Consider the following 19,789-nt stretch of genomic DNA (forward strand, 5'->3'; position numbering starts at 1 on the left):
GCGCACCGTTGGAGCACAACGCGTTGATGGTCGGGAGCACCGCGCGGATCCGGCCGTCGTCCGTGATGGCGCTTCCGTCGAGGGGCACGTTCAGGTCGGCGCGTACCAGGACGCGCCGACCCGAGACGCCCTCGGCAAGGAGATCCTGAAGGGTCTTGACTGCCATGGGTTTACAGCGACTTGCCGACGAGGCCGATCAGGTCGGCGAGGCGGTTGGAGTATCCCCACTCGTTGTCGTACCAGCCGACGACCTTGACCTGGTTGCCGATGACCTTGGTCAGCGGCGCGTCGTAGACGCAGGACGACGGGTCGGTCACGATGTCGCTGGAGACGATCGGGTCCTCGCTGTAGCGGAGGATGCCTTTGAGCTGGCCTTCCGCCGCCGCCTTGTACGCGGCGTTGACCTCCTCGACGGTGGCGTTCCTGCTCAGCGTCGCGGTGAGGTCGGTGGTGGAGCCGGTGGGCACCGGGACACGCAGCGCGTAACCGTCGAGCTTGCCGTTCAGCTCGGGCAGCACCAGACCGATCGCCTTGGCCGCGCCGGTGGAGGTGGGCACGATGTTCAGCGCGGCGGCGCGGGCCCGGCGGAGGTCCTTGTGCGGGCCGTCCTGCAGGTTCTGGTCCTGGGTGTAGGCGTGGATGGTGGTCATCAGGCCCTGCTCGATCCCGAAGTTCTCGTGCAGCACCTTGGCGAGCGGGCCGAGGCAGTTGGTGGTGCAGGAGGCGTTGGAGATGATCACCTGCGAGCCGTCGTAGGCGGCGTCGTTCACGCCCAGCACGACGGTGAGGTCCTCGCCCTTGGCGGGCGCGGAGATGATGACCTTCTTGGCGCCGCCCGCGATGTGCGCCTTCGCGGCGTCGGCGTTGGTGAAGAAGCCGGTGGACTCCACGACGACGTCCACGCCCAGCTCGCCCCACGGCAGGTTGGCCGGGTCACGCTCGGCGAGGGCTTTGATGGTCTTGCCACCCACGACGATGCCCTCGTCGCTGACGCTGACCGCTTCGGGGAACCGGCCGAGGATGCTGTCGTACTTGAGAAGGTGCGCCATGGTCGCGACATCGCCGAGGTCGTTGAAAGCGACGACCTCGATGTCGTGGCCGGCGGCCTGCACGGCGCGGAAGAAGTTGCGGCCGATCCGACCGAAGCCGTTCACACCTACGCGAACAGTCACTGCTCTTCTCTCCTCGGGCTCGGCCCGGTCCGTACCGGGCTACACGTCTTCGGGTTCACAGCAACCCTAGCGTGCTGGCTCACACCGCCTGACATGGGCCAACGAGAGATAGACCACCTGGGGGAATCGATCAAGTAGCAAGCGCTTTCTCGGCGGGCGTGCGGAACTTCGGGGTCACCCTGGCCTCGCCCAGCCACCCGGCGAGCCGGGCCACTCGCGCCTCGATCGCGGCCACCGCGTCGGCGCCCACGTCTTCGAACAGGCGGTAGGCGAGCTCACCGCCGGGACGCTGTGCCCAGGCGCCCACGACCCGGCCCGCCCACCACACGGTCGGGCCGATGTTGCCGGTGCGGTCGAACAGCGCGGCCTCGTGCCCGCCGAGGAACCAGCCCCGCTCACGCCACCCCATCGGAGTCGGGTCGAGCGCGGGCAGCAGCGCCGCGACCGGCTCCGCCTCGGGCACCCGTTCGAGGTCCCCGGGCAGGGCCACACCCGTTGTTCCGTCGAGGTCCACCTCCACCGGGCCGATCGCGGCCAGTGCCTTCTTCAGCTGCGTCGCACCCCATCCGGTCCACCATTTGAGATCGCTGACCGGTGCCGGGCCGAACGCCCGCAGCCAGCGGCGGGCCAGCTCGGCGCGCGCCTGATCCGGATTCGGGCGCACGACTTCGCCGGGGAGCCAGGAATCGGCGGTGGCCCACGAGTACTGCGTCGACAGCCACGAGCCGCGCGGGCGGCCGCGGACGATCCGCCCCTGCGCGGCGAGCAGGAACAGCACCCGGTTGGTGATGTACCCGCGCGATTCGTAGGGCTTGCCTTCCGCCAGCAGGATCTGCGTGCGCAGCCGTGGTTCGTCGGCGGCGATTTGCTGGGCGTGCGCCGCGCCCCTCGCCTTCAGCGCCGCGTAGGTGCCCTCTTCGACGTCGGCCAGCCACTTGTCCAGGTCGGTGTCCAGCCCCGCGGTGCCGAGGTGCTGGATCAGCAGCTTCCGCTGGCGTACGGCGATGTCGCCGGCGCAGGCCACCTGCACGACCGGGGCGAGGCCGGCAGGCACCACGAACATCGTCCGGCGCATGCCGAGCATCCGCAACAGCGTGCGCTCCTCGTACAGCGCGCGCTCGATCTCCCCGGTGCTCGCGGACGACCGGGCCGCCACGGACAGGTGCACGGTGGCCGGGTCCGTGGCGTGCAGCGCGACCAGGCTTTCGGCCACCTGCTCCGGGCTCGCGGCTTCGCCCGCCAGATGGTGCCTTGTCGCCAGCCGGGCGCGGCGCCGGGCGAGGGAGATCCGTTCGGTCACACCAGGATTTCTACCAGCCCACCCCGACAGTTTTCCTTCCGCGGCACTCCGGCGGGCCTGGCGCTCTACTCCGGGTAGTACTGCGACCTCGGGTACTGGAGGGTTTCCGGGGGCCGGCGTTTCACCGGACGCGCGTTGTTCGCCGCGTTGCCGACCAGCATCCCGATCGCGACCCCGATGGCCAGGTTGATCAACGCGGTGGCCACCTTCGCACCGGTGTTCACGGTGAGCGTCAGCGGCAGCACCACCGCGATCACCGTGACCAGGGCGATGATCCAGCCGAAGAACCGCTCCGGCGCCGGGGTGGCGACGATCAGCAGGTGCATCAGCCCAGTGGCCGCGAGCGCCACGGCGGCCACCAGCGCGTAGTCAGCGTGCTCGCGTTGCCCCAGATGCCGCGGCCCTTCGGGGCGAGCACCGCCACGTCGAACAAGGCCACGGGCGACGAGCAGGCCCACCACGGCGACCACGGCGACCAGGGCGGCCACGAGCGCGGTCGCCGCACCGGCCGCCCACAGGCGCGCGGGGTCGAGTTTCTGCGGTTCCATCAGCATGACTCCTTCCGCCAGTACTGGGTTACCCCGTTTGAGGCGAAATTCGCTCGCTACTCCTTCGCGGGTTTGCCTACGCTCGGCGAATGGTCCCACCCGCGCATTTCGCCGAGTTCGCGGCGCTGGTCCTGGTCATGGTCGTGGTGCCGGGCCCGAGCGTGCTCTTCACCATCAGCCGCGCGCTCACCGTCGGCAGGCGGGACGCGCTGCTCACCGTGCTCGGCAACGCGGCCGGGGTCTACTCGCAGGTCGTCGCCGTGGCGTTCGGGCTCGGCGCGATCGTGCGGGGCTCGGCCGCCGTGTTCACCGCGGTCAAGCTGGCCGGCGCCGGATACCTGGTGTACCTGGGCGTACAGGCCGTCCAGCACCGGCGCAGGCTTTCCGAAGCCTTCCGGCAGGCGGTCACCACCACCCCCGGCCGCACGCTCACGGTGCTACGGGACGGGTTCGTCGTCGGCTTCGCGAACCCGAAGTCGATCGTGTTCCTGGCGGCCGTGCTGCCGCAGTTCGTGGACTACCCGACCGGGCGGGTGCCGGTCCAGATCATGCTGCTGGGGATCAGCCTGCCGCTGATCGCGGTCGTTTCGGACAGCGTGTGGGCGCTGGCCGCCGGGAGCGCACGCGACTGGTTCGCCCGCTCGCCGCGACGGCTGGAGCTGATCGGCGGCACCGGCGGTCTGGTGATGATCGGACTCGGTGCGGGCCTGGCGATCAACGGCCGTAAGGACTGAGTCGGCGGGTTCCCGCCGACGGCCTGTCAGGCGGTGATCAACCGCTCGTGATCTCGGCGGGTGCGCCGGGCCGGGTGAACAGGCGGGTGGCGGACAGGCGTGCGGTGCCGTCGGCCTCGCCCAGCTCGTCCAGGTGGTTGTGGATGGTCGTGTCCACCGACAGGTACTTGCGGCCCGCCCGCAGGTCGGCGTCGTTGCGGAGGCGGATGATCAGCGGGAACTCCGACAGCGCGCCGGCGTCGAACAGGCCGGTGGTGTAGATGAGCTGGACCCCCAGCGCCTCGGCGACCACCCGCTGCAGCTCCAGCAGGTAGCCGGCGGACGCGCGGCCGATGGGGTTGTCCAGGAACAGCACCCCGGAATGCCGGTTGCGCAGCTTGCCCCGGTTGTTGGCGCGCAGGGCGGCCAGCGTGCAGTACAGGATGATCGCCGCGGTGAGCTGCTGGCCGCCGGAGAACACGTCACGGATCTCCGGGACCCGCTGCCGTTCGGTGCGCAGCACCGAGTCGGGCTTGAGCATGTCGACCCGGAAACCCTTCGGCACCGCCGCCCGCACCCCGCCCAGCACCAGCGACATCCCGTCCCGCTTGACGTCCCGGCCGTCGCTGGTCCTGCCCGTGGCGGCCTCGTCGACGACCTGCCCGAGCGCCTCGGTCAGCGCGGGATCCTCGGGCTCGGCGAACCGGATCCGCAGGAACTCCTGGCCCGACCAGTCGCCCAGCCCCTCCGGCAGCCGCGAAAGCCGCTGCGCCGACCGGAGCGTCCGCAGCGCGCCTTCGACCATGCCCTGCAGGCGTGCCACGATCCCGGACCGGTGCCGGTCGATCTGTGCGAGGTCGTCGGTGAGGGTCCGCAGCCGGGGGCGGAGCGCGGCGGCCCATTCCTTCGCGCTCGCCGGGAGGCTGTCGCGGCGCACGGAGATGATCTGCCGCCGGACCGGGCTGGACAGTTTCTCGAACCGTTTCTCGGTGGCGTACTGGGCGAGCGCGTCGGCCGCCGCACGCACGCGTTTCCCGGCCTGCTCCACGGCCGACTCCGCTTCGGCCAGCGCCGCGTTGAGCTTGCGGAAACGCGCCTGTGCCGACTCGACGTCGCCGTCGAACACGGTGGCGGGCTCGGCGTCCGGACCGAGGTGATCCATCGATTCGGCGAGCAGCCGGAAGCCCGCGGCGGAGGCGTTGGCGGTGTCCAGCGCACGTCCGGCCTCGACGCGGCGTGCCCGCGCTTCCTCAAGGGCACGGGCGGCCGCGCTCGCCTCCTCGACGGCCTCGTCGATCAGCTCGCGTCCGTGTGCGATGTCGCACGGCCGTGTCTCCAGCGGCACCCCCTGTCGAGGCAGCTGGTCCAGTTCGGCCTTGCAGGTGGCGACCAGGCCGATCGCGTCGGTGTGCTCGGCCTCCAGCGCCGCCACCGCGCGGCCCGCTCGCGCCTGTGCCGCGGCGCGGGTCGCCGCGTCCGAGCCGTCCGGGGTCTCCAGCAGCCTGGCCGCCCGCTCGCGGACCTCCTCCTCCAGCGCCTCGAGCGCCGCCCGCGCCGCGGATTCGGCGTTTTCCGCCTGCTCCAGTTCGGCACGCAGATCGCTGCCGACCTCGACTTTGGCGTAGGCGTCGCTCGCCGAGGCGAAGGCCCGCCGTAGCGCGTCCACCGGTTCGCGGAGCGCCGGGTCGTGTCCGGACACCGAACCGCCACCGGGCACCTCGGCGAGTTCGGCGCGGGCGGTGCTCACCGTGCGCCGGTGCCCGTCCGCGGTGCGCTGTTCCTCGGCCGCCCCCTCACGCAGGCGCGCGGCGCGCGAGCCCGCCCGGTCGGCCTCGGCCTCCGCCTCCACCACGATCTCCCGTGCCCGCTCGGCCGCTTCCGTCCACTGGGGAATCTTGCCGAACCGCTCGGCCAGCTCCCCCAGCGCGCGCGAGCGTTCCTCGGCCATCCGGACGGCGTCGCGCAGCGGGGGCAGCACTTCCCGCAGCCGGGACCGGCGGGCCGCGAGGTCTGCCGGCTCCCGCTCCGCGGTGGCGACGGCGGCCCGGCATCCGGCCAGCTCACCGGCCGCGGTTTCGGCTTCTTCGGCCAGGGTGCCCAGCGCGCCGGGCGGGTAGTCCTCGCGCCAGGTGGTGAGCTTCCATTCCAGGGCGGCGTCGTCGCCGATCGCGGTGGCGAGGGTTTCGAGTTGCTTCTGCCGCCGCGCGTGCCGGGCGAGAATCGCCTGCCGCTCGGTGTCGGCGGCTTCCTCGTCGTACATCGCCGGATTCGGCGGCACCAGGAATTCGATGCCGGGCGTGGTTTCCCCACCCCGCACGGCGTCCTTGGTGGCGACCGGAAGCACCACGCTCGGCAGCAGCTTCGCGTCGGCCAGCGCCCGCTTCGCCCTCGGCAGCTGCGCCGCGTCGTTGACCAGCACCCCGCCGACGAGGTGCGGGAGCCGCTCGAGCACCCGCGCCCGCGCTCTATCGTCCATTGTGGACAGATAGCGCCAGCCCGACCAGGCGGTGACCCCGGCCTGCTCGAGCACGTCGAGCGCGGCCTGCACCTCCGGCGGCGCGGGCAGCAGGCCGCCGCTGCCGAGCGCGGCCAGCGCGCGCTCGTCGGCCGATTCCGCCATCCGCAGGGAAGTCTGCTCGCGTTCGGCGGTCGCCCTCGCCTCTCTCAACCGCTTGAGCAGCGAGGGCGTGTCGGTTTCGAGGTGGACGTTGTCGCCGCCGAGGAGTTCGAGCAGCCGCGGGTGCGCCGCCAGGCTGTCCGTGCGCCGGTGCGCCTTCGCCAGTTCCGCGGCGGTCCGGTCGGCGCGACCCTGCGCGGCGATGACCCGCTGCTGCGCGCGATGCACCGCCGCCTGCGCCTCGGCGTGTTGCTCCGCGACGGCTTCCAGTTCCGACTCACGCGCGGCCAGTTCGCCGACCGCGTTCTCCGCCCGGGTACGGGCCTCCTGCGCGGTCTCCGCGACCTGCGTGCCATCGGTCAGCAGGCCATCCCGCACGGCCTTGGCCAGCTCGGCCCTCAGCTCGTCGATCCGCGCGGTCAGCTGCGCCTGTTCGGCCCGATGCCGGGCCGCGGTGCCGGTCGCCTCGTCTCGCCGCCGCTGAGCGGCCACGGCCTCCTCGCGGGCCTTCGCCGCTCTCGACTCCGCCGCCCGCGCCTGCTCGCCGGCCTCACCGGCCAGTGCCAGCAGGTCGCGCGCGAGGGCGTTCGCCGCCGCGTTCTTCGCCTCCAGCGCGGGTTTCGCGGTCTGCTCGCGCTCCCCCACCAGTTGGCGGATGTCGGCCGCCTTGCGCACCGCGTTGACGTGGTTGAGTACCGTCCCGGTCTCCCGCCACGCTTCGGCGGCCCCGCGGGCGGCGGCCAGTTCCTCGTCGAGCCGTTTCTTGCCGGTAATCGCCTCTGCCAGCCGCAGCTCGGCCACGACGCGCCGAAGTTCGGTGACCACGGAGCTGAGCCGGCGGTGGTCGCCTTCGGCGAACCTTTCCGCGTCCCGCGTCTCGTCCAGATACCCCTCGAGACCGGACAGCCGCTCCGACTCCAGCCTGTGCCGCGCGACAACCGATCCCGCGAAGGTCCGAGCATCCTCCCGCGCGACCGTCGCGAGCTTTCGTGCGGCGGCCGCGAAGGACTCCTCCCCGGCCAGCGGCGTGAGCAGGTCCAGTGCCCCGGCGACGAAATCCCGCTCCGCCATCAGCTCGCCGCGCCGGCTCAGGTTGTGCGCATAGGTCCGCACCACGTCGGCGAGGTCACGCGGATCGTCCTCGGCGATGACGGCCTTGAGCAGGAACTCGACGAAGGCCTCGTCGGAGGTGAACGCGAAGGCGTCGGCCGCCTCGCCCTCCCCCGCGTTCATCGCGCGCTGGTAGCGGAACAGCTCGGTGTCCAGGCCGAGCGCGTCGAGCCGTTCGGTCCACTCGTGGTGCCGCCGGGTCCAGACCAGCTCCAGCTCCGGCTCGGCGCGGTGCGCCTCGTCCAGGCGCTCGGCGAACGCCGACATGGTCAGCAGACGGCCGTCCGAGGTCAGGGGCAGCGATTCGAGGCCGAGGCTCGCACTCGGCCGGAAGCAGAACCAGGCGTCGACCAGGTTCGCCGGATCGTTGGACACCACGTGCCCGCGCCATTCGGAGACCTTGCCGGTGATGATCCGCTGCGCGGTCTCGGTGTGCTGCCACTCCAGGACCACCTGCGCGACATCCTTGGCGGCGACGAACTTCTCCAGCACCCGCGTGCTCGTGGTGCCCACCACCTGCCGCCGCCCCGGCAGCATCACCGAGAAGATCAGCTTGATTAGCACCGACTTGCCGCCGCCGTTCTCCAGGAACAGCACGCTCGCCGGGGACGGGCGGCGCGGCAGGCCCTGCCCGGCGGTGTGGATCCCGGCGGTGAACAGCGCGTCCTGGGCCGGTGCCCGGACAAGGTCGCCGACCTTGCTGAAGTCCAGCAGCACGTCCTGGTACCGGGCGCCCGCCGGGCCGACCGAATGCAGGCGCACCCGCGACAACTCGTACATCTGCCCCCTGCCTGCCCTTATGCCCGGCCTGCGTGCTCTGTCGTCACCATCATCCCGGCTGTCATCGTCGGCTCCACCGTTCCGCCCTCAGAGAGTGTCCGAAATGGACGGCCGAAGTGAGCCGGCGCCATCCCCCACGGCGACCACGCCCAGCGTGAGCAGCTCCTCGAAAGCGCTGTCGGCGGCCAGCTCCCGCACCTGCACCTGATATCGCGGCGTGGTCCGGTACGTGCCACCCCGCTCGGGGTTGACCGGCACCAGGAACCCCTGGTCGGCCAGGAAGCGCAACGCGCGGGAGACCATGCCACGGGTGGTGTCGGAGGCCAGCCTGCCGTCCTTCGTGGCGGCGGTCGCCGGGCGGCGCGCGTAGGCCCGCCAGGCCTGTTCCAGCTCGGGTGCGTCGGACAGCGGATCGCCGTTCTCCCCCGACTTCGCGACCCGCTCGTCGAGAATCCGGCACGCCTCACGCACCACGCTGTCGACCTGCTCGACGCTCACCCGGCCGATGTAGGTGTCGTTGGCCAGGTCGTCGGGACGCGGATAACCGAGCGCGGCGGTCGCCAGATGGACCAGACCGTGCAGCACCTTCTCGGTTTCGCGGCGCTCGCGGATCTTGCTCTGCCGGGCGTAGGAGTCCATCTTGATCTCGAACACGGACTCGTCGGTGGCGGCCAGCACCGCGCCGGCCTGGGTGCTCACACCGAGCACCATCAGCCCCAGGCCCGCCGCGACCGAGTTGGCCAGCTGTTTGAAAGCGGTGTCCTCGGTGTAGCGGCGGACCAGGTCGGCGTAGACCACGTCACGCCCGGGCAGCTGCTTCGGCCGCATGCCGAAGGAGATCAGCCGGGCGGCCGCCTCGGCGTCACCGGTGGTGACCGGCCGGGTCATCGCCGGGTCCCGCGGGACACCCGCGCCCGGCCGGCCCCGGCAAGCCGGGCTCGGCGATCATCGCTCATCGGGTTCTCCAGCCCCCTCTCCCCGTTCGATCCTCGCCGTGGCGAGCAGCAGGTCGGCACCACCGAACTCGTGATCGTCCAGCGTGGTGCCGTCGTCCACCGCGACCAGCATGCGGTCGTCCCCCTGCCGGACGGCCGCGCCGACCTCCGGACTGTACGAGTGCAGCGCGCGTAGCGCGACCAGCCTCACCAGTCCGGGATCGGTCTCGCGCGCCTCGGCCAGCAAGCCGGACAGCCTGCGCGGGACCTCCGGCAGGTCCAGCAGCTCGTCGGCGCGCCGCCACTGCTCGTCACTGTAGTAGCCGGCGGTCTCCGACGGGACGAGCTCGGGCTCGGGCACCTCACCGACCAGCTTGTCGCGTTCCGGCGCCGGGCGGAGCAGTAGCGAGACGAGCGAGGGCAGCGCGGGCACTCCTGGCACGTCGATGCCGGCGGCCGCGTGGAAGAACCGCTCGGTCGGTGCCGCGGCGTCGGCGAGCGGCAGTTCGAGGCTGGGCACGAGGAGCTGGCCGAACAGGTCGAGGGTGGCCCGCTGCGGCGGCCCGGAGAACTGCTGGCGGTCCTGCTCGGCCCGGAAGATCGCGCCCGCCGCCTGCAGCCGGGACTGGAGCTGGGTGTGCCTGCTGATGCAGTCGCCGACGATGTCGACCAGTTCCGCCGCGCGCCGCTTGTGGCCGGGGTCCTCGGCCTCGTCCCGGGCCTTCGTGATGTTGCGCAGGATCGCGTTTTCCGCCCGGAACCGCGCTTCGATGTGTGACAGCGCCGAGTCCAGCAGCTCCGGTATCTCCTCGGCCCAGTCGACCGCGCGCACGTCCCGGCGGGTCGCTTCCAGCTTGGCGCGCAACGTTTCGCCGTACTGCACGGTCCGGTAGCGGGCCTGTTCGGCGGCCAGCTTCGCGTCGGCGAGCCGGCCACGGCTGATCAGGTTCTCCAGCTTGACCTCGGCGGCGATCTGCGCCGACTCGACGTCGGTGTCCAGCGCGCCGACGAGCACGTTGATCGCCTCGTCGCTGGCGCGCAGGTACACCTCGCCGTCCGGTGCGGCCAGCTCGATCAGGAGCTTGAAGTCGAACGCGCGCCGCTGGTAGGAGCCGGAGGCGTCGACGCTGCCGTAGACCCGCCGGAACCCGCGGTCGGCGGTGCCGACGTTGATCAGGTTGTCCAGCACCCAACGCGCGACCCGCAGGTGCTCGGCGGCGGCGCGGCCGGGCGCCTGCGCGGCGATGAACGGCTGCAGGCGGCGGATCACGTCGTCGTGGTTGGCGCCGGTGTCGAAGTCCATCGCGATGGTGACCTGGTCGATGGTGTGCAGGGCGATCTCCGCCATCTGGTAGACGGTGGCGTCGGCCCAGTCCAGCTTCGCCTTGCGCGCGTCGAGGTCGTGCAGCGGCGCGGTGCAGGCGAGCGCCTTGAGCCGCCGGGCCAGGCCCTCGTCCACCAGCCCGCCGCTGATCAACTCCGCTTCTCGCACATCGGGAGAGACTAGCCGCGAGAACCGTGTCGGTTGAGGGTGGTGGGCTCTGGGTGGGTGCCGCGTCGCGGAGCGACTCCGCTGAGGGCGGCGGGCGGGGCGGGGTAGCTGCCGCTTCCGCGCGCCTACCCGGCGCGGTTGACCTCCCGCTCGTAGGCCCGGAGCGCGTCGGTGACGGTCTGGCGCTGTTCGGGCGCCAGCGGGACGAGCGCCTTCCGCCAGGCGTGGGCGCTTCCGGCGAGCCATGCCTCGACGTCCGCGCGGTGCTTGCCCGCGATGGTGACGATGGTGCGGCGCCGGTCGGCCCCGTCCTCGTGGCGCTCGAGGATGCCGCTTCGGCTCAGGAGGTCGCCGACCATCAGGCTGACCGTCGTCGGCGCTACCTCCGCGCCGCGAGTTCGTTCACGGCCAGCGGCCCGTCGAAGATCAGGCAGGCCAGCAACGACAGGTGCCGCGGGGCAGCGAGAACGACCGGAGGCCCTCCGGCACGGGCAGCCGTTTGGCGCGCGCGACCAGGCGCGGCATGCAGCAGCATCGTACGGAACCCCTTGTCGACGCTCGGCCCGGTTGACATGGCGCGAACTCCCCTAATTACCTTTGCGTTCAAATCTCACAGGGCCCGTCCCACGCGCTGAAGCGGGACTGATCCACTACCGTCGGGGCCATGCGCGAGATGAGCAGGCAGGAATGGTGGGACTTCGCCAGCGCGGGGACCCGGACCGGGAAGCTCGCCGTGACGCGGGCGGACGGGTCCCCGCACGTGACACCGATCTGGTTCGTCCTCAACCAGACCGGGGACGGCGATGAGCTGATCTTCAACACCGGCGTGGACTCGGTCAAGGGCAAGGCGCTGCGCCGGGACCCGCGGCTCTCGCTCGTCGTCGACGATCAGGAGCCGCTGTACTCCTTCGTGCAGTTCACGGCGACCGCCGGCCTGCACGAGGACGTGGACGGGATGCTCCCGTTCTCGACCGCCATCGGCGCGCGCTACATGGGCGAGGGCAAGGCCGAAGCCTTCGGCAAGCGCAACGCCGTCCCCGGCGAGTACCTGGTCCGCGCCCGGATCACCAAGGTCATCGCCCTGGCCGACCTCGCCGGCTGATCCGGGAAGGTCACCGTCGCCCGCGCCCACGGATGGTCCACAGTGGACCAACTCCGATCCCGGTCACCCCAGGGGGCTTGCCTCCGGAAAGGCACGGTGACCTTCCCCCGGCGGGGTCAGGCGATTTCGCGCAGGCCCGTGCCGCCGGTGGCGCGCAGGCTCGCCAGCGGCGGACGCTGGTGGCAGGTGAGATCGGTGAGGACCATCTCGCGTTCCACACCGTGGCCCGACTCGCCCCGGCGGAACTGCGCGAGCAACGTGGCGGGCGGCTGCGCGGAGACGAGCCGGCCGTAGCGCTCCAGCCGGTCGAACACGGTGAGCATGATCTGCCCGGACATCCGCCCCAGGGCATGGGTGCTCTGATGCCGGTGCGTGCGCTTGCCGAGATCCACCTGGGCCAGCGCGTCGAGACCGCGGGAGGAGAGGATGTCGATCAGGTGCCCGATCTCGACGCCGTAGTTGACCACGAACGGGATGCTCTCCAGCACCTCGCGGCGGCCCGCGTACTCACCGGCCAGGGGCTGCACGAACCCGGACAGCTCCGGCCAGTACATGTTCAGCAGCGGGCGCGCCACCAGCTCGGTCACCCGGCCACCGCCGTCGGCGTCCGTGGCGGTGGCGCCGACCAGGGGCCGGTGGTAGAAGCCCTTGACGTAGGCCACCGCCTCGTCGGTCAGGAGCGGGCCGAGCAGCCCCGTCACGTACGAGCTGGTGAAGTCGTAGAGGTCGCCGTCCACGAACACCACGATGTCCCCGGTCGTGGCGGCCAGTCCCTTCCACAGCGCCTCACCCTTGCCGGGCAGGCCCGGCAACATGGGCAGCACCGAGTCCTGGGCCACCACGGCGGCGCCGGCCTCCACGGCGACTCGCGCGGTGGCATCCTCGGAGCGTGAGTCGACCACGACGACCTCGTCGACCATGGGCAGCGCCTCGACCAGGTCACGCCGGATGGTCCGGACGATGTCGCCGACCGTTTCCTCCTCGTTGCGAGCCGGGATCACCACGCTGACGGTGGTTCCCCGCTTGGCGGCCAGCAGGTCGGCGGCCCGCCAGTCGCCCGCGTGACTGCTGCGCCGAGAAAGCCACTGGCCCACGTCAGCGGACATCTTCAGGTCTGGCCCCTCGGTCGTCCTGTGGCCCTCAAGCATGAGAATTCCCCTTCCCCGAACCGGACGTAAGCACGATCCAGGCTCCCCGGGCAGGGTTTCCACAAACCGCGCCGCCGTGAAACCGCCGCGTTACGAGTTGTCCTGCTTCCATGCAGCTGTGTAACACCGGATGCACATCGCCCACCCCAACCGGGAAGCACGGCGGTTCCAGCCCGGCCGGGCGCGCCGCCTCACGCTTCTTCTTCGAGCATTTCCGCGGTGACGGCCGACTCGGTGTCGGGCACGCGGAGTTCCTTGGCACGCTTGTCCGCCATCGCGAGCAGACGGCGGATGCGGCCGGCGACGGCGTCCTTGGTCATCGGTGGGTCGGACAGCTGGCCGAGCTCCTCCAGCGAGGCCTGGCGGTTGGCCAGGCGCAGTTTTCCGGCCGCCAGCAGGTGATCCGGCGCGGTGTCGCCAAGGATGTCCATCGCCCGCTCGACCCGTGCGGCCGCCGCCACCGCGGCCCGCGCGGACCGGCGCAGGTTCGCGTCGTCGAAGTTGGCCAGCCGGTTCGCCGTGGCCCGCACCTCGCGGCGCATCCGGCGCTCCTCCCACTGCAGCACGCTGGAATGCGCGCCGAGCCGGGTCAGCAACGCGCCGATCGCGTCGCCGTCGCGCACCACCACCCGGTCCGCGCCGCGGACCTCCCGGGACTTCGCCTGGATGCCCAGCCGGCGTGCGGCCCCCACCAGCGCCAGCGCCGCCTCGGGTCCCGGGCAGGTGACCTCCAGCGACGACGACCGGCCGGGCTCGGTGAGCGAGCCGTGCGCCAGGAAAGCGCCCCGCCACGCCGCTTCCGCGTCCGCGACACCGCCCGAGACGACCGCGGCGGGCAGCCCGCGCACCGGGCGGCCCCGCTGGTCGATCAGCCCGGTCTGGCGGGCCAGGCCCTCACCGTCCTTGACCACCCGGACGAGGTACCGCGTGGTCTTGCGGAGCCCGCCCGCGGAGAGCACGTGCACATCCGAATGGTGCCCGTACAGCTCCTGGATCTCCTTGCGCAGCCGGCGCGCGACCGAGCCGGTGTCCAGCTCGGCCTCCACCACGACCCGGCCGCCCACGATGTGCAGTCCCCCCGCGAACCGCAGCATCGACGCGACCTCGGCCCGGCGCGGCCCGATCTTGGTGATCTGCAGCCTGCTGAGCTCGTCCTTGACCGCGGCAGTCATTGCCATGTAACGCCCCCTCCTAGCCCTCTTCGCCCCCTGCGCGCCGTGCCGGCGGCGAGTGGCGCCACTTCTCTTCGCACCAGCTCTCCTAGCTCTTCCGGCGCCCGATCAGTTCGAGAGCTTCCCGCACGCAGCCCGCGAGCGCATCCGGATCGTGCGAACCAGCCACCTTCGGGTCAGCGACGTCCGCGAACAGCGTCCGCGCCCCCAGTCCCGCCGCGGCGTCACTGAGCCGGGCCGGCGCCGCCACGGAACCACGATCCGCGATCACCACGTCCACCCGGAGATCGGGCGCGTGCTGGAAGAGTACGTCCAGGTGCCGCTCGGGCGAGAAGCCCGCCGTCTCCCCCGGCTGGGGGATTAAATTGAGGATCACGACTTTGGTCGCCTCGCTGCGCACCAGCGCATCGTGCAACTCGGGCACCAGCAGGTGCGGCAGCACGCTGGTGAACCACGAGCCCGGTCCCAGGAACACCGCCTCCGCGCCGAGCACCGCGTCCACCGCCTCGGCGCAGGCACGCGGCGCCCCGCCCGGCCGTTGCGGGGTCCGGAGTTCGATGCGCCGCACCCGGCCCGGTGTGGTGGCCACCGCGACCTGCCCGCGAATGGTCCGCACCGCACCGTCGTCGGTCAGTCCGGACACCTCCGCCTCGATTTCCAGCGGCTCCGGCGACATCGGCAGCACCCGGCCGGAGACGCCGATGAGCTTGCGCGCCTCGTCCAGCGCGGCGACCGGATCGCCGAGCACCTCGAACAAGCCGGCGAGCAACAGGTTGCCCACCGCGTGACCGGTCAGCGCGCCGTTGCCGCCGAAACGGTGCTGGAACACCTCCGCCCACAACGACCCGCCGTCCTCGGCCGCCGCGAGCGCGGCCAGCGCCTGCCGGAGATCCCCCGGCGGCAGCAGCCCGAGTTCGCGCCGCAGGCGGCCGGACGAGCCGCCGTCGTCGGCGACCGTCACCACCGCCGTGACGCACGCGGTGATCCTGCGCAGCGCGGTCAGCGTCGCGTGCAGCCCGTGGCCGCCACCGAGCGCGACGGCGCGCAGCGGTTGGATTCCGCTCACTCGCGACCCAGATCCCGGTGGATCACCTTGACCGCCATACCGTCCTCATTGGACATAAGGCAGGCCAGTTCCTCGGAGATGGCCACACTGCGGTGCTTTCCGCCGGTGCAGCCGACCGCCATGGTGAGATAACGCTTTCCTTCCCGCTTGTACCCGGCGCCGATCAGCCGTAGCAACTGGTGGTACCGGTCGAGGAACTCCTCGGCGCCTTCCTGGGACAGCACGTAGTTGCGGACCTCGGCGTCCAGCCCGGTGTGCTCGCGCAGCTCCGGGATCCAGAACGGGTTCGGCAGGAACCGCACGTCCATCACCAGGTCGGCATCCATCGGCAGACCGTACTTGTAGCCGAAGGACAGCACGGTGACCCGGGTCTGGGTGGCCGAGTCCGAGCCGAACGCGTCCTCGATCTTCGCACGCAGGTCGTGCACCGACAGCGCCGACGTCTCGAGCACCAGGTCGGCCTCCTCCCGCAGCGGCGCCAGCAGCGCCCGCTCGGCCGTGATTCCGTCGGCGAGCCTGCCGTCCCCCTGCATCGGGTGGCCGCGCCGGACCTGCTCGAACCGGCGCACCAGCACCGCGTCGGTGGCCTCCAGGAACAGCACGCGCGGCTTGTAGCCACGGGCGTCCAGATCCTTGATCACCGAGGCCAGGTCGTCGGTGAACGCCCGCGAACGGACGTCCATCACCACGGCCACCTTCGTGATCGCCCCCCTGGCCTGCGCGCCGAGCTCGACCATCGTCGCGATCAGCTCCGGCGGCAGGTTGTCGACCACGAACCAGCCGAGATCCTCCAGGCATTTGGCGGCGGTGCTGCGACCCGCCCCGGACAGCCCGGTGACGACCGCGACCTCCATCCCCGAACTTCGCTCGTCCTCGCTCATCGCTCCCTCTCCCCTGCTAGGTCCTTCGGGCAGGCCACCCGCGGCCGGGGGCCTTCACGGACGGCTCTTCTCAGCCGGCTCCTGGGCCGCCAGTGCCGCGTAAATCGTTTCGGCGGTACGCCTGCCGATCCCCGGCACCTGCGCGATCTCGTCCACCCCTGCCTGCTTCAGCCTCTTCACCGAGCCGAAGTGCTTGATCAACGCGGTCTTGCGGGCCTGCCCGAGGCCAGGCACCCCGTCCAGCGCGGAGGCCTGCACCCGCTTCGAACGCTTCTCCCGGTGATAGCGGATCGCAAATCGGTGCGCCTCGTCGCGGACGCGTTGCAGCAGGTACAGCGCCTCCGAGGTGCGCGGCAGGATCACCGGATCGGGGTCGGCGGGCAACCACACCTCTTCGAGCCGCTTGGCCAGCCCGGCCACGGCCACATCGGTGATGCCGAGCTCGGCCAGCACGTCCGCCGCCGCCGTCGCCTGCGGGCCCGCGCCGTCCACCACGAGCAGGTTCGGCGGGTAGGCGAACTTGCGCGGGCGGCCGGTCTCCGGGTCGATACCGGGCCGCTCCCCCTCGTCGGTGCTCGTCCCGGTCCCGGTCGCGGCGGTCTCTTTGAGATAGCGGGCGAAGCGCCGCCGCACCACCTCGGCGATCGACGCCACGTCACCCTCGTCGGCCGCCTCGCGCAGGGCGAACCGGCGGTACTCGGACTTGCGGGGCACGCCGTCCTCGAAGACCACCAGCGAGGCGACCACGTCACTGCCCTGGATGTGGCTGATGTCCACGCATTCGATGCGCAGCGGCGCGCTGTCCAGGCCGAGCTGCTCCTGCAACTCGGCGAGCGCGGCCGACCGGGCGGTGAGGTCGCCCGCGCGGCGCAGCTTGTGCTGGGCGAAGGCCTCCTCGGCGTTGCGCTGCACGGTTTCCGCGAGCGCCCGCTTGTCCCCGCGCTGCGGCACCCGCAACTGCACCCGCGAGCCACGCAGCCCCGACAGCCACTCGCTGATCGCGTCCGCGTCCCCGGGGAGTTCCGGCACCAGCACCTCACGCGGCACCGGCGAGCCGGTTTCCGGGCTCTGTACGAACAGTTCCACCTGCTCGGCGTAGAACTGTGAGAGAAACTGCGCGACCAGCCCGGGGACGCCCATCTCCTCGGCCTTGTCGATCACCCAGCCCCGCTGGCCACGCACCCGGCCGCCGCGCACGTGGAACACCTGCACGGCGGCTTCGAGCTCGTCGTGGGCGAAGGCGATGACGTCGGCGTCAGTGCCGTCGCCCAGCACCACGGCCTGCTTCTCCATGGCCCGCCGGAGCGCGCCGATGTCGTCCCGCAGCCTGGCCGCCTTCTCGAACTCCAGCGCCTCGGCGGCTTCGCCCATCTCCTTCTCGAGCCGGCGGACCATGGCGTCGGTGCGGCCGGCGAGGAAGTCGCAGAAGTCCTCGACGATCGCGCGGTGCCCCTCGGCGGTCACCTTGCCCACGCACGGCGCCGAGCACTTGTCGATGTAGCCGAGCAGACACGGGCGCCCGATCTGGGTGTGCCTGCGGAACACGCCGTTGGAGCAGGTTCGCGCGGGGAACACACGGAGCAGGAGATCGAGCGTCTCCCGGATGGCCCAAGCGTGCGCATACGGGCCGAAGTAGCGGACGCCCTTCTTGCGCGGGCCGCGGTAGACGTGCAGCCGCGGGTACTCCTCGCGCAGCGTCACGGCCAGTACCGGGTACGACTTGTCGTCGCGGTACCGGACGTTGAACCGCGGGTCGAACTCCTTGATCCAGTTGTACTCGAGCTGGAGTGCCTCGACCTCGGTCGAGACCACCGTCCATTCGACCGCGGCGGCCGTGGTCACCATCTGCCGGGTGCGCGGGTGCAGCCCCGACAGGTCGGCGAAGTAGGAGTTCAGCCTGCTGCGCAGGCTCTTCGCCTTGCCGACGTAGACGACCCGCTGCGTGGCATCGCGGAACTTGTACACGCCGGGCGCGTCCGGGATGCTCCCCGGCGAGGGACGGTAGGTGGACGGGTCAGCCACGCCTGCAAGCCTATGGCGCCCCTCCGACAGTTCCGCACACCCCTGGGTCAGGGCGCCCGAACACGCGCCGGCACCCCGGCGAACTGGTACCGCACCTTCGACGGCGCTGGGTTCGGCACGGCTGAGTAGCGCCGTCGCCAAGGGGAGTCCTGATCGGCTCACCAGCGCGGTGTGGGATTCTCGGCGCCATGCGGATCGCGACCTGGAACGTCAACTCGATCGCCGCGCGGCTTCCCCGCCTGCTGCCCTGGCTGGCGGCTGCCCAGCCCGACGTGCTCTGCCTCCAGGAGCTCAAGTGCGCGACCGAAGCGTTCCCGGGCGACGAGGTGTCCGCGCTCGGTTACGAGGTCGCCGCCTACGGCCTTGGGCGCTGGAACGGGGTCGCGATCCTGTCCAAGGCCGGGCTCGAGGACGTGCGGCGGGGACTGGTCGACGAGCCGGGCTACGAGGACGCCACCGAGCCACGGGCGATCGGGGCGACCTGCGGCGGCGTCCGGGTGTGGTCGGTGTACGTACCCAACGGGCGCGAGCCGGGGCATCCGCACTACGCCTACAAGCTGCGCTGGCTGGAGGCCCTCCGCGCCACCGTGGTCGCGGAGTCGGCCGAGGACCGGCCGCTCGCGGTGCTGGGCGACTTCAACATCGCCCCGGCCGACGACGACGTGTGGGACATCAGCCTGTTCGACGGCGCCACCCACGTCACCGAGCCCGAGCGGAAGGCACTGGCCGGGCTGCGCGAAGCGGGCCTGTCCGATGTGGTGCCCCGGGCGTTGAAGTACGACCGCCCCTACACCTACTGGGACTACCGGCAGCTCGCGTTCCCCAAGAACAACGGCATGCGCATCGACCTGGTCTACGCCGACGCGAAGTTCACCGGCGCGGTCGCCGACGCCTACGTCGACCGAGAGGCACGCAAGGGCAAGGGCGCCTCCGACCACGCTCCCGTCGTCGTCGATCTCACCCTTTAGCGATCTCACCCTTTAGAGCGTGTCACCTGCCATGATCCCCTAGCCAGGATCCCACGGAGTCAGGCCGCGAATCCTTTCAGGAGACCAGCCCGCACGCCGGGTAACCCGGCCACCGAAGCCGCGACTTCCCCCGCACCCGCGGCATCCACGTCCAGGACGGCGACATGCCGGCCCCGCGACCCGACCGATCCCGCGCGGCGAGGCGGCGCCGGTGACGGGCGCGACGCGTTCCGCGGGAAAGGTCACCGCTGCCCGGCCCAGGCCTGCTTGTGCAGCCGCCGCAGTGCCCGCACCGCTTCCACCGCCCGTTCCCGGTCCACCGCCTGGATCGCCAGGAGCCCGTAGTACTCGTCCTCCGGCAGTTCCAGCCGCGCGAACGAGGCCCCGTCCGGGAAGCTCACCCCGAGCACGTCCAGCCAGCCGAACTTCCGGCCGATGAGCACGTTGCGCACCTCGATGCCGTCGGCGTCGGCCCGCACCCTCGGGGTCGCGAACAACATCGACGCGGCCGCCAGCAGCACCCCGACGCCCATCATGGCGATCTGGTCGGACAGCCGGAAGATCGCGCCCGTGTCCGAACCACGCAGCAGCACGGCGACCACCGCGAACACGACGAGCAGCACGACGGCCACCACGGCGGACATCCACGCCGCCCGCCACGGCCGGATCACCACGACTGTGCCGGTATCACTCACACTGTCCCCTCCGCGATCTTGCGCGGGCGCGCCCGGTGGTCACCTTGACGGCCGCGGCCTGACGCACG

16 protein-coding genes and 1 pseudogene are annotated in these 19,789 nt (G+C 71.6%); 3 read left to right on the forward strand and 14 right to left on the reverse strand.

All coding sequences use genetic code 11. The features are described from left to right. From pgk to VJT49_RS16870, 4 genes are all read right to left on the reverse strand, one after another. Positions 1–166, reverse strand: a 166-nt coding sequence (pgk, locus tag VJT49_RS16855; protein ID WP_324165852.1) for a phosphoglycerate kinase, incomplete at its 3' end; no start/stop codon positions are given. A gap of 4 nt (positions 167–170) precedes the next feature. Further along, positions 171–1,172: a type I glyceraldehyde-3-phosphate dehydrogenase gene (gene gap, locus VJT49_RS16860; RefSeq protein ID WP_324165780.1), complete on the reverse strand. Its 1,002-nt coding sequence runs from the start codon at positions 1,170–1,172 to the stop codon at positions 171–173. A gap of 130 nt (positions 1,173–1,302) precedes the next feature. Beyond that, positions 1,303–2,472 (reverse strand): winged helix DNA-binding domain-containing protein, encoded by a 1,170-nt coding sequence (locus tag VJT49_RS16865; RefSeq protein WP_324165781.1) that lies wholly within the window; start codon positions 2,470–2,472, stop codon positions 1,303–1,305. 65 nt (positions 2,473–2,537) lie between these two features. Next, positions 2,538–3,026, reverse strand: a complete 489-nt coding sequence (locus VJT49_RS16870; RefSeq protein ID WP_324165782.1) for a DUF6069 family protein — start codon at positions 3,024–3,026, stop codon at positions 2,538–2,540. 83 nt (positions 3,027–3,109) lie between these two features. Between VJT49_RS16870 and VJT49_RS16875 the strand changes: the two genes are divergently transcribed. Further along, complete coding sequence (locus VJT49_RS16875; RefSeq protein WP_324165783.1) at positions 3,110–3,754, forward strand: LysE family translocator; 645 nt, start codon at positions 3,110–3,112, stop codon at positions 3,752–3,754. 37 nt (positions 3,755–3,791) lie between these two features. Here the strand turns inward: VJT49_RS16875 and VJT49_RS16880 are convergent, their stop codons facing one another. The 4 genes and pseudogenes from VJT49_RS16880 to VJT49_RS16895 all read right to left on the reverse strand — a co-directional run bounded on the left by VJT49_RS16880 (position 3,792) and on the right by VJT49_RS16895 (position 11,241). After that, complete coding sequence (locus VJT49_RS16880; RefSeq protein WP_324165784.1) at positions 3,792–8,240, reverse strand: hypothetical protein; 4,449 nt, start codon at positions 8,238–8,240, stop codon at positions 3,792–3,794. An 87-nt stretch (positions 8,241–8,327) separates the two neighbouring features. Continuing rightward, on the reverse strand, positions 8,328–9,128 hold the full coding sequence (locus VJT49_RS16885) for a hypothetical protein (RefSeq protein ID WP_324165785.1): 801 nt from the start codon (positions 9,126–9,128) through the stop codon (positions 8,328–8,330). 57 nt (positions 9,129–9,185) lie between these two features. Then, on the reverse strand, positions 9,186–10,667 hold the full coding sequence (locus VJT49_RS16890; RefSeq protein WP_324165786.1) for a hypothetical protein: 1,482 nt from the start codon (positions 10,665–10,667) through the stop codon (positions 9,186–9,188). Positions 10,668–10,792: 125 nt separating this feature from the next. Beyond that, positions 10,793–11,241, reverse strand: a pseudogene (locus tag VJT49_RS16895) (MarR family transcriptional regulator). Between the two features lie 90 nt (positions 11,242–11,331). Here VJT49_RS16895 and VJT49_RS16900 point away from each other — a divergent pair. Continuing rightward, a complete protein-coding gene (locus VJT49_RS16900; RefSeq protein WP_324165787.1) occupies positions 11,332–11,769 on the forward strand; it encodes a PPOX class F420-dependent oxidoreductase in 438 nt (145 codons plus the stop codon). A 116-nt stretch (positions 11,770–11,885) separates the two neighbouring features. Here the strand turns inward: VJT49_RS16900 and VJT49_RS16905 are convergent, their stop codons facing one another. The 5 genes from VJT49_RS16905 to uvrC form a co-directional block, all read right to left on the reverse strand. Beyond that, positions 11,886–12,875 (reverse strand): glucosyl-3-phosphoglycerate synthase, encoded by a 990-nt coding sequence (locus VJT49_RS16905; RefSeq protein WP_324165788.1) that lies wholly within the window; start codon positions 12,873–12,875, stop codon positions 11,886–11,888. Between the two features lie 233 nt (positions 12,876–13,108). Then, the gene (gene whiA, locus VJT49_RS16910; protein ID WP_324165789.1) at positions 13,109–14,095 is read right to left on the reverse strand and encodes a DNA-binding protein WhiA; all 987 of its coding nucleotides are present in this window, start codon (positions 14,093–14,095) and stop codon (positions 13,109–13,111) included. Positions 14,096–14,177: 82 nt separating this feature from the next. After that, complete coding sequence (locus VJT49_RS16915; RefSeq protein ID WP_324165853.1) at positions 14,178–15,137, reverse strand: uridine diphosphate-N-acetylglucosamine-binding protein YvcK; 960 nt, start codon at positions 15,135–15,137, stop codon at positions 14,178–14,180. A 14-nt stretch (positions 15,138–15,151) separates the two neighbouring features. Beyond that, positions 15,152–16,009 (reverse strand): RNase adapter RapZ, encoded by an 858-nt coding sequence (rapZ, locus tag VJT49_RS16920; protein WP_324165854.1) that lies wholly within the window; start codon positions 16,007–16,009, stop codon positions 15,152–15,154. 81 nt (positions 16,010–16,090) lie between these two features. After that, a complete protein-coding gene (uvrC, locus tag VJT49_RS16925; protein ID WP_324165790.1) occupies positions 16,091–18,058 on the reverse strand; it encodes an excinuclease ABC subunit UvrC in 1,968 nt (655 codons plus the stop codon). Positions 18,059–18,246: 188 nt separating this feature from the next. Between uvrC and VJT49_RS16930 the strand changes: the two genes are divergently transcribed. Next, a complete protein-coding gene (locus VJT49_RS16930; protein WP_324165791.1) occupies positions 18,247–19,026 on the forward strand; it encodes an exodeoxyribonuclease III in 780 nt (259 codons plus the stop codon). A gap of 242 nt (positions 19,027–19,268) precedes the next feature. On the opposite strand, the gene VJT49_RS16935 is transcribed toward VJT49_RS16930, so the two are convergent. After that, positions 19,269–19,670 carry a PH domain-containing protein gene (locus VJT49_RS16935; RefSeq protein ID WP_324165855.1) on the reverse strand — a complete coding sequence of 134 codons (402 nt, stop codon included), beginning with the start codon at positions 19,668–19,670 and terminating at the stop codon, positions 19,269–19,271. Positions 19,671–19,789: the final 119 nt, after the last annotated feature.

Origin of the sequence: Amycolatopsis sp., assembly GCF_035276945.1 — a bacterium.
Taxonomy (GTDB): Bacteria; Actinomycetota; Actinomycetes; order Mycobacteriales; family Pseudonocardiaceae; genus Amycolatopsis_E.

Coding starts and splice junctions, on each gene's coding strand:
- VJT49_RS16870 (WP_324165782.1), bottom strand. CDS start 3,026: ATGCTGATGGAACCGCAGAAACTCGACCCCGCGCGCCTGTGGGCGGCC.
- VJT49_RS16875 (WP_324165783.1), top strand. CDS start 3,110: ATGGTCCCACCCGCGCATTTCGCCGAGTTCGCGGCGCTGGTCCTGGTC.
- VJT49_RS16880 (WP_324165784.1), bottom strand. CDS start 8,240: ATGTACGAGTTGTCGCGGGTGCGCCTGCATTCGGTCGGCCCGGCGGGC.
- VJT49_RS16885 (WP_324165785.1), bottom strand. CDS start 9,128: ATGACCCGGCCGGTCACCACCGGTGACGCCGAGGCGGCCGCCCGGCTG.
- VJT49_RS16900 (WP_324165787.1), top strand. CDS start 11,332: ATGCGCGAGATGAGCAGGCAGGAATGGTGGGACTTCGCCAGCGCGGGG.
- VJT49_RS16905 (WP_324165788.1), bottom strand. CDS start 12,875: ATGTCCGCTGACGTGGGCCAGTGGCTTTCTCGGCGCAGCAGTCACGCG.
- whiA (WP_324165789.1), bottom strand. CDS start 14,095: ATGGCAATGACTGCCGCGGTCAAGGACGAGCTCAGCAGGCTGCAGATC.
- rapZ (WP_324165854.1), bottom strand. CDS start 16,009: ATGGAGGTCGCGGTCGTCACCGGGCTGTCCGGGGCGGGTCGCAGCACC.
- VJT49_RS16930 (WP_324165791.1), top strand. CDS start 18,247: ATGCGGATCGCGACCTGGAACGTCAACTCGATCGCCGCGCGGCTTCCC.
- VJT49_RS16935 (WP_324165855.1), bottom strand. CDS start 19,670: ATGTCCGCCGTGGTGGCCGTCGTGCTGCTCGTCGTGTTCGCGGTGGTC.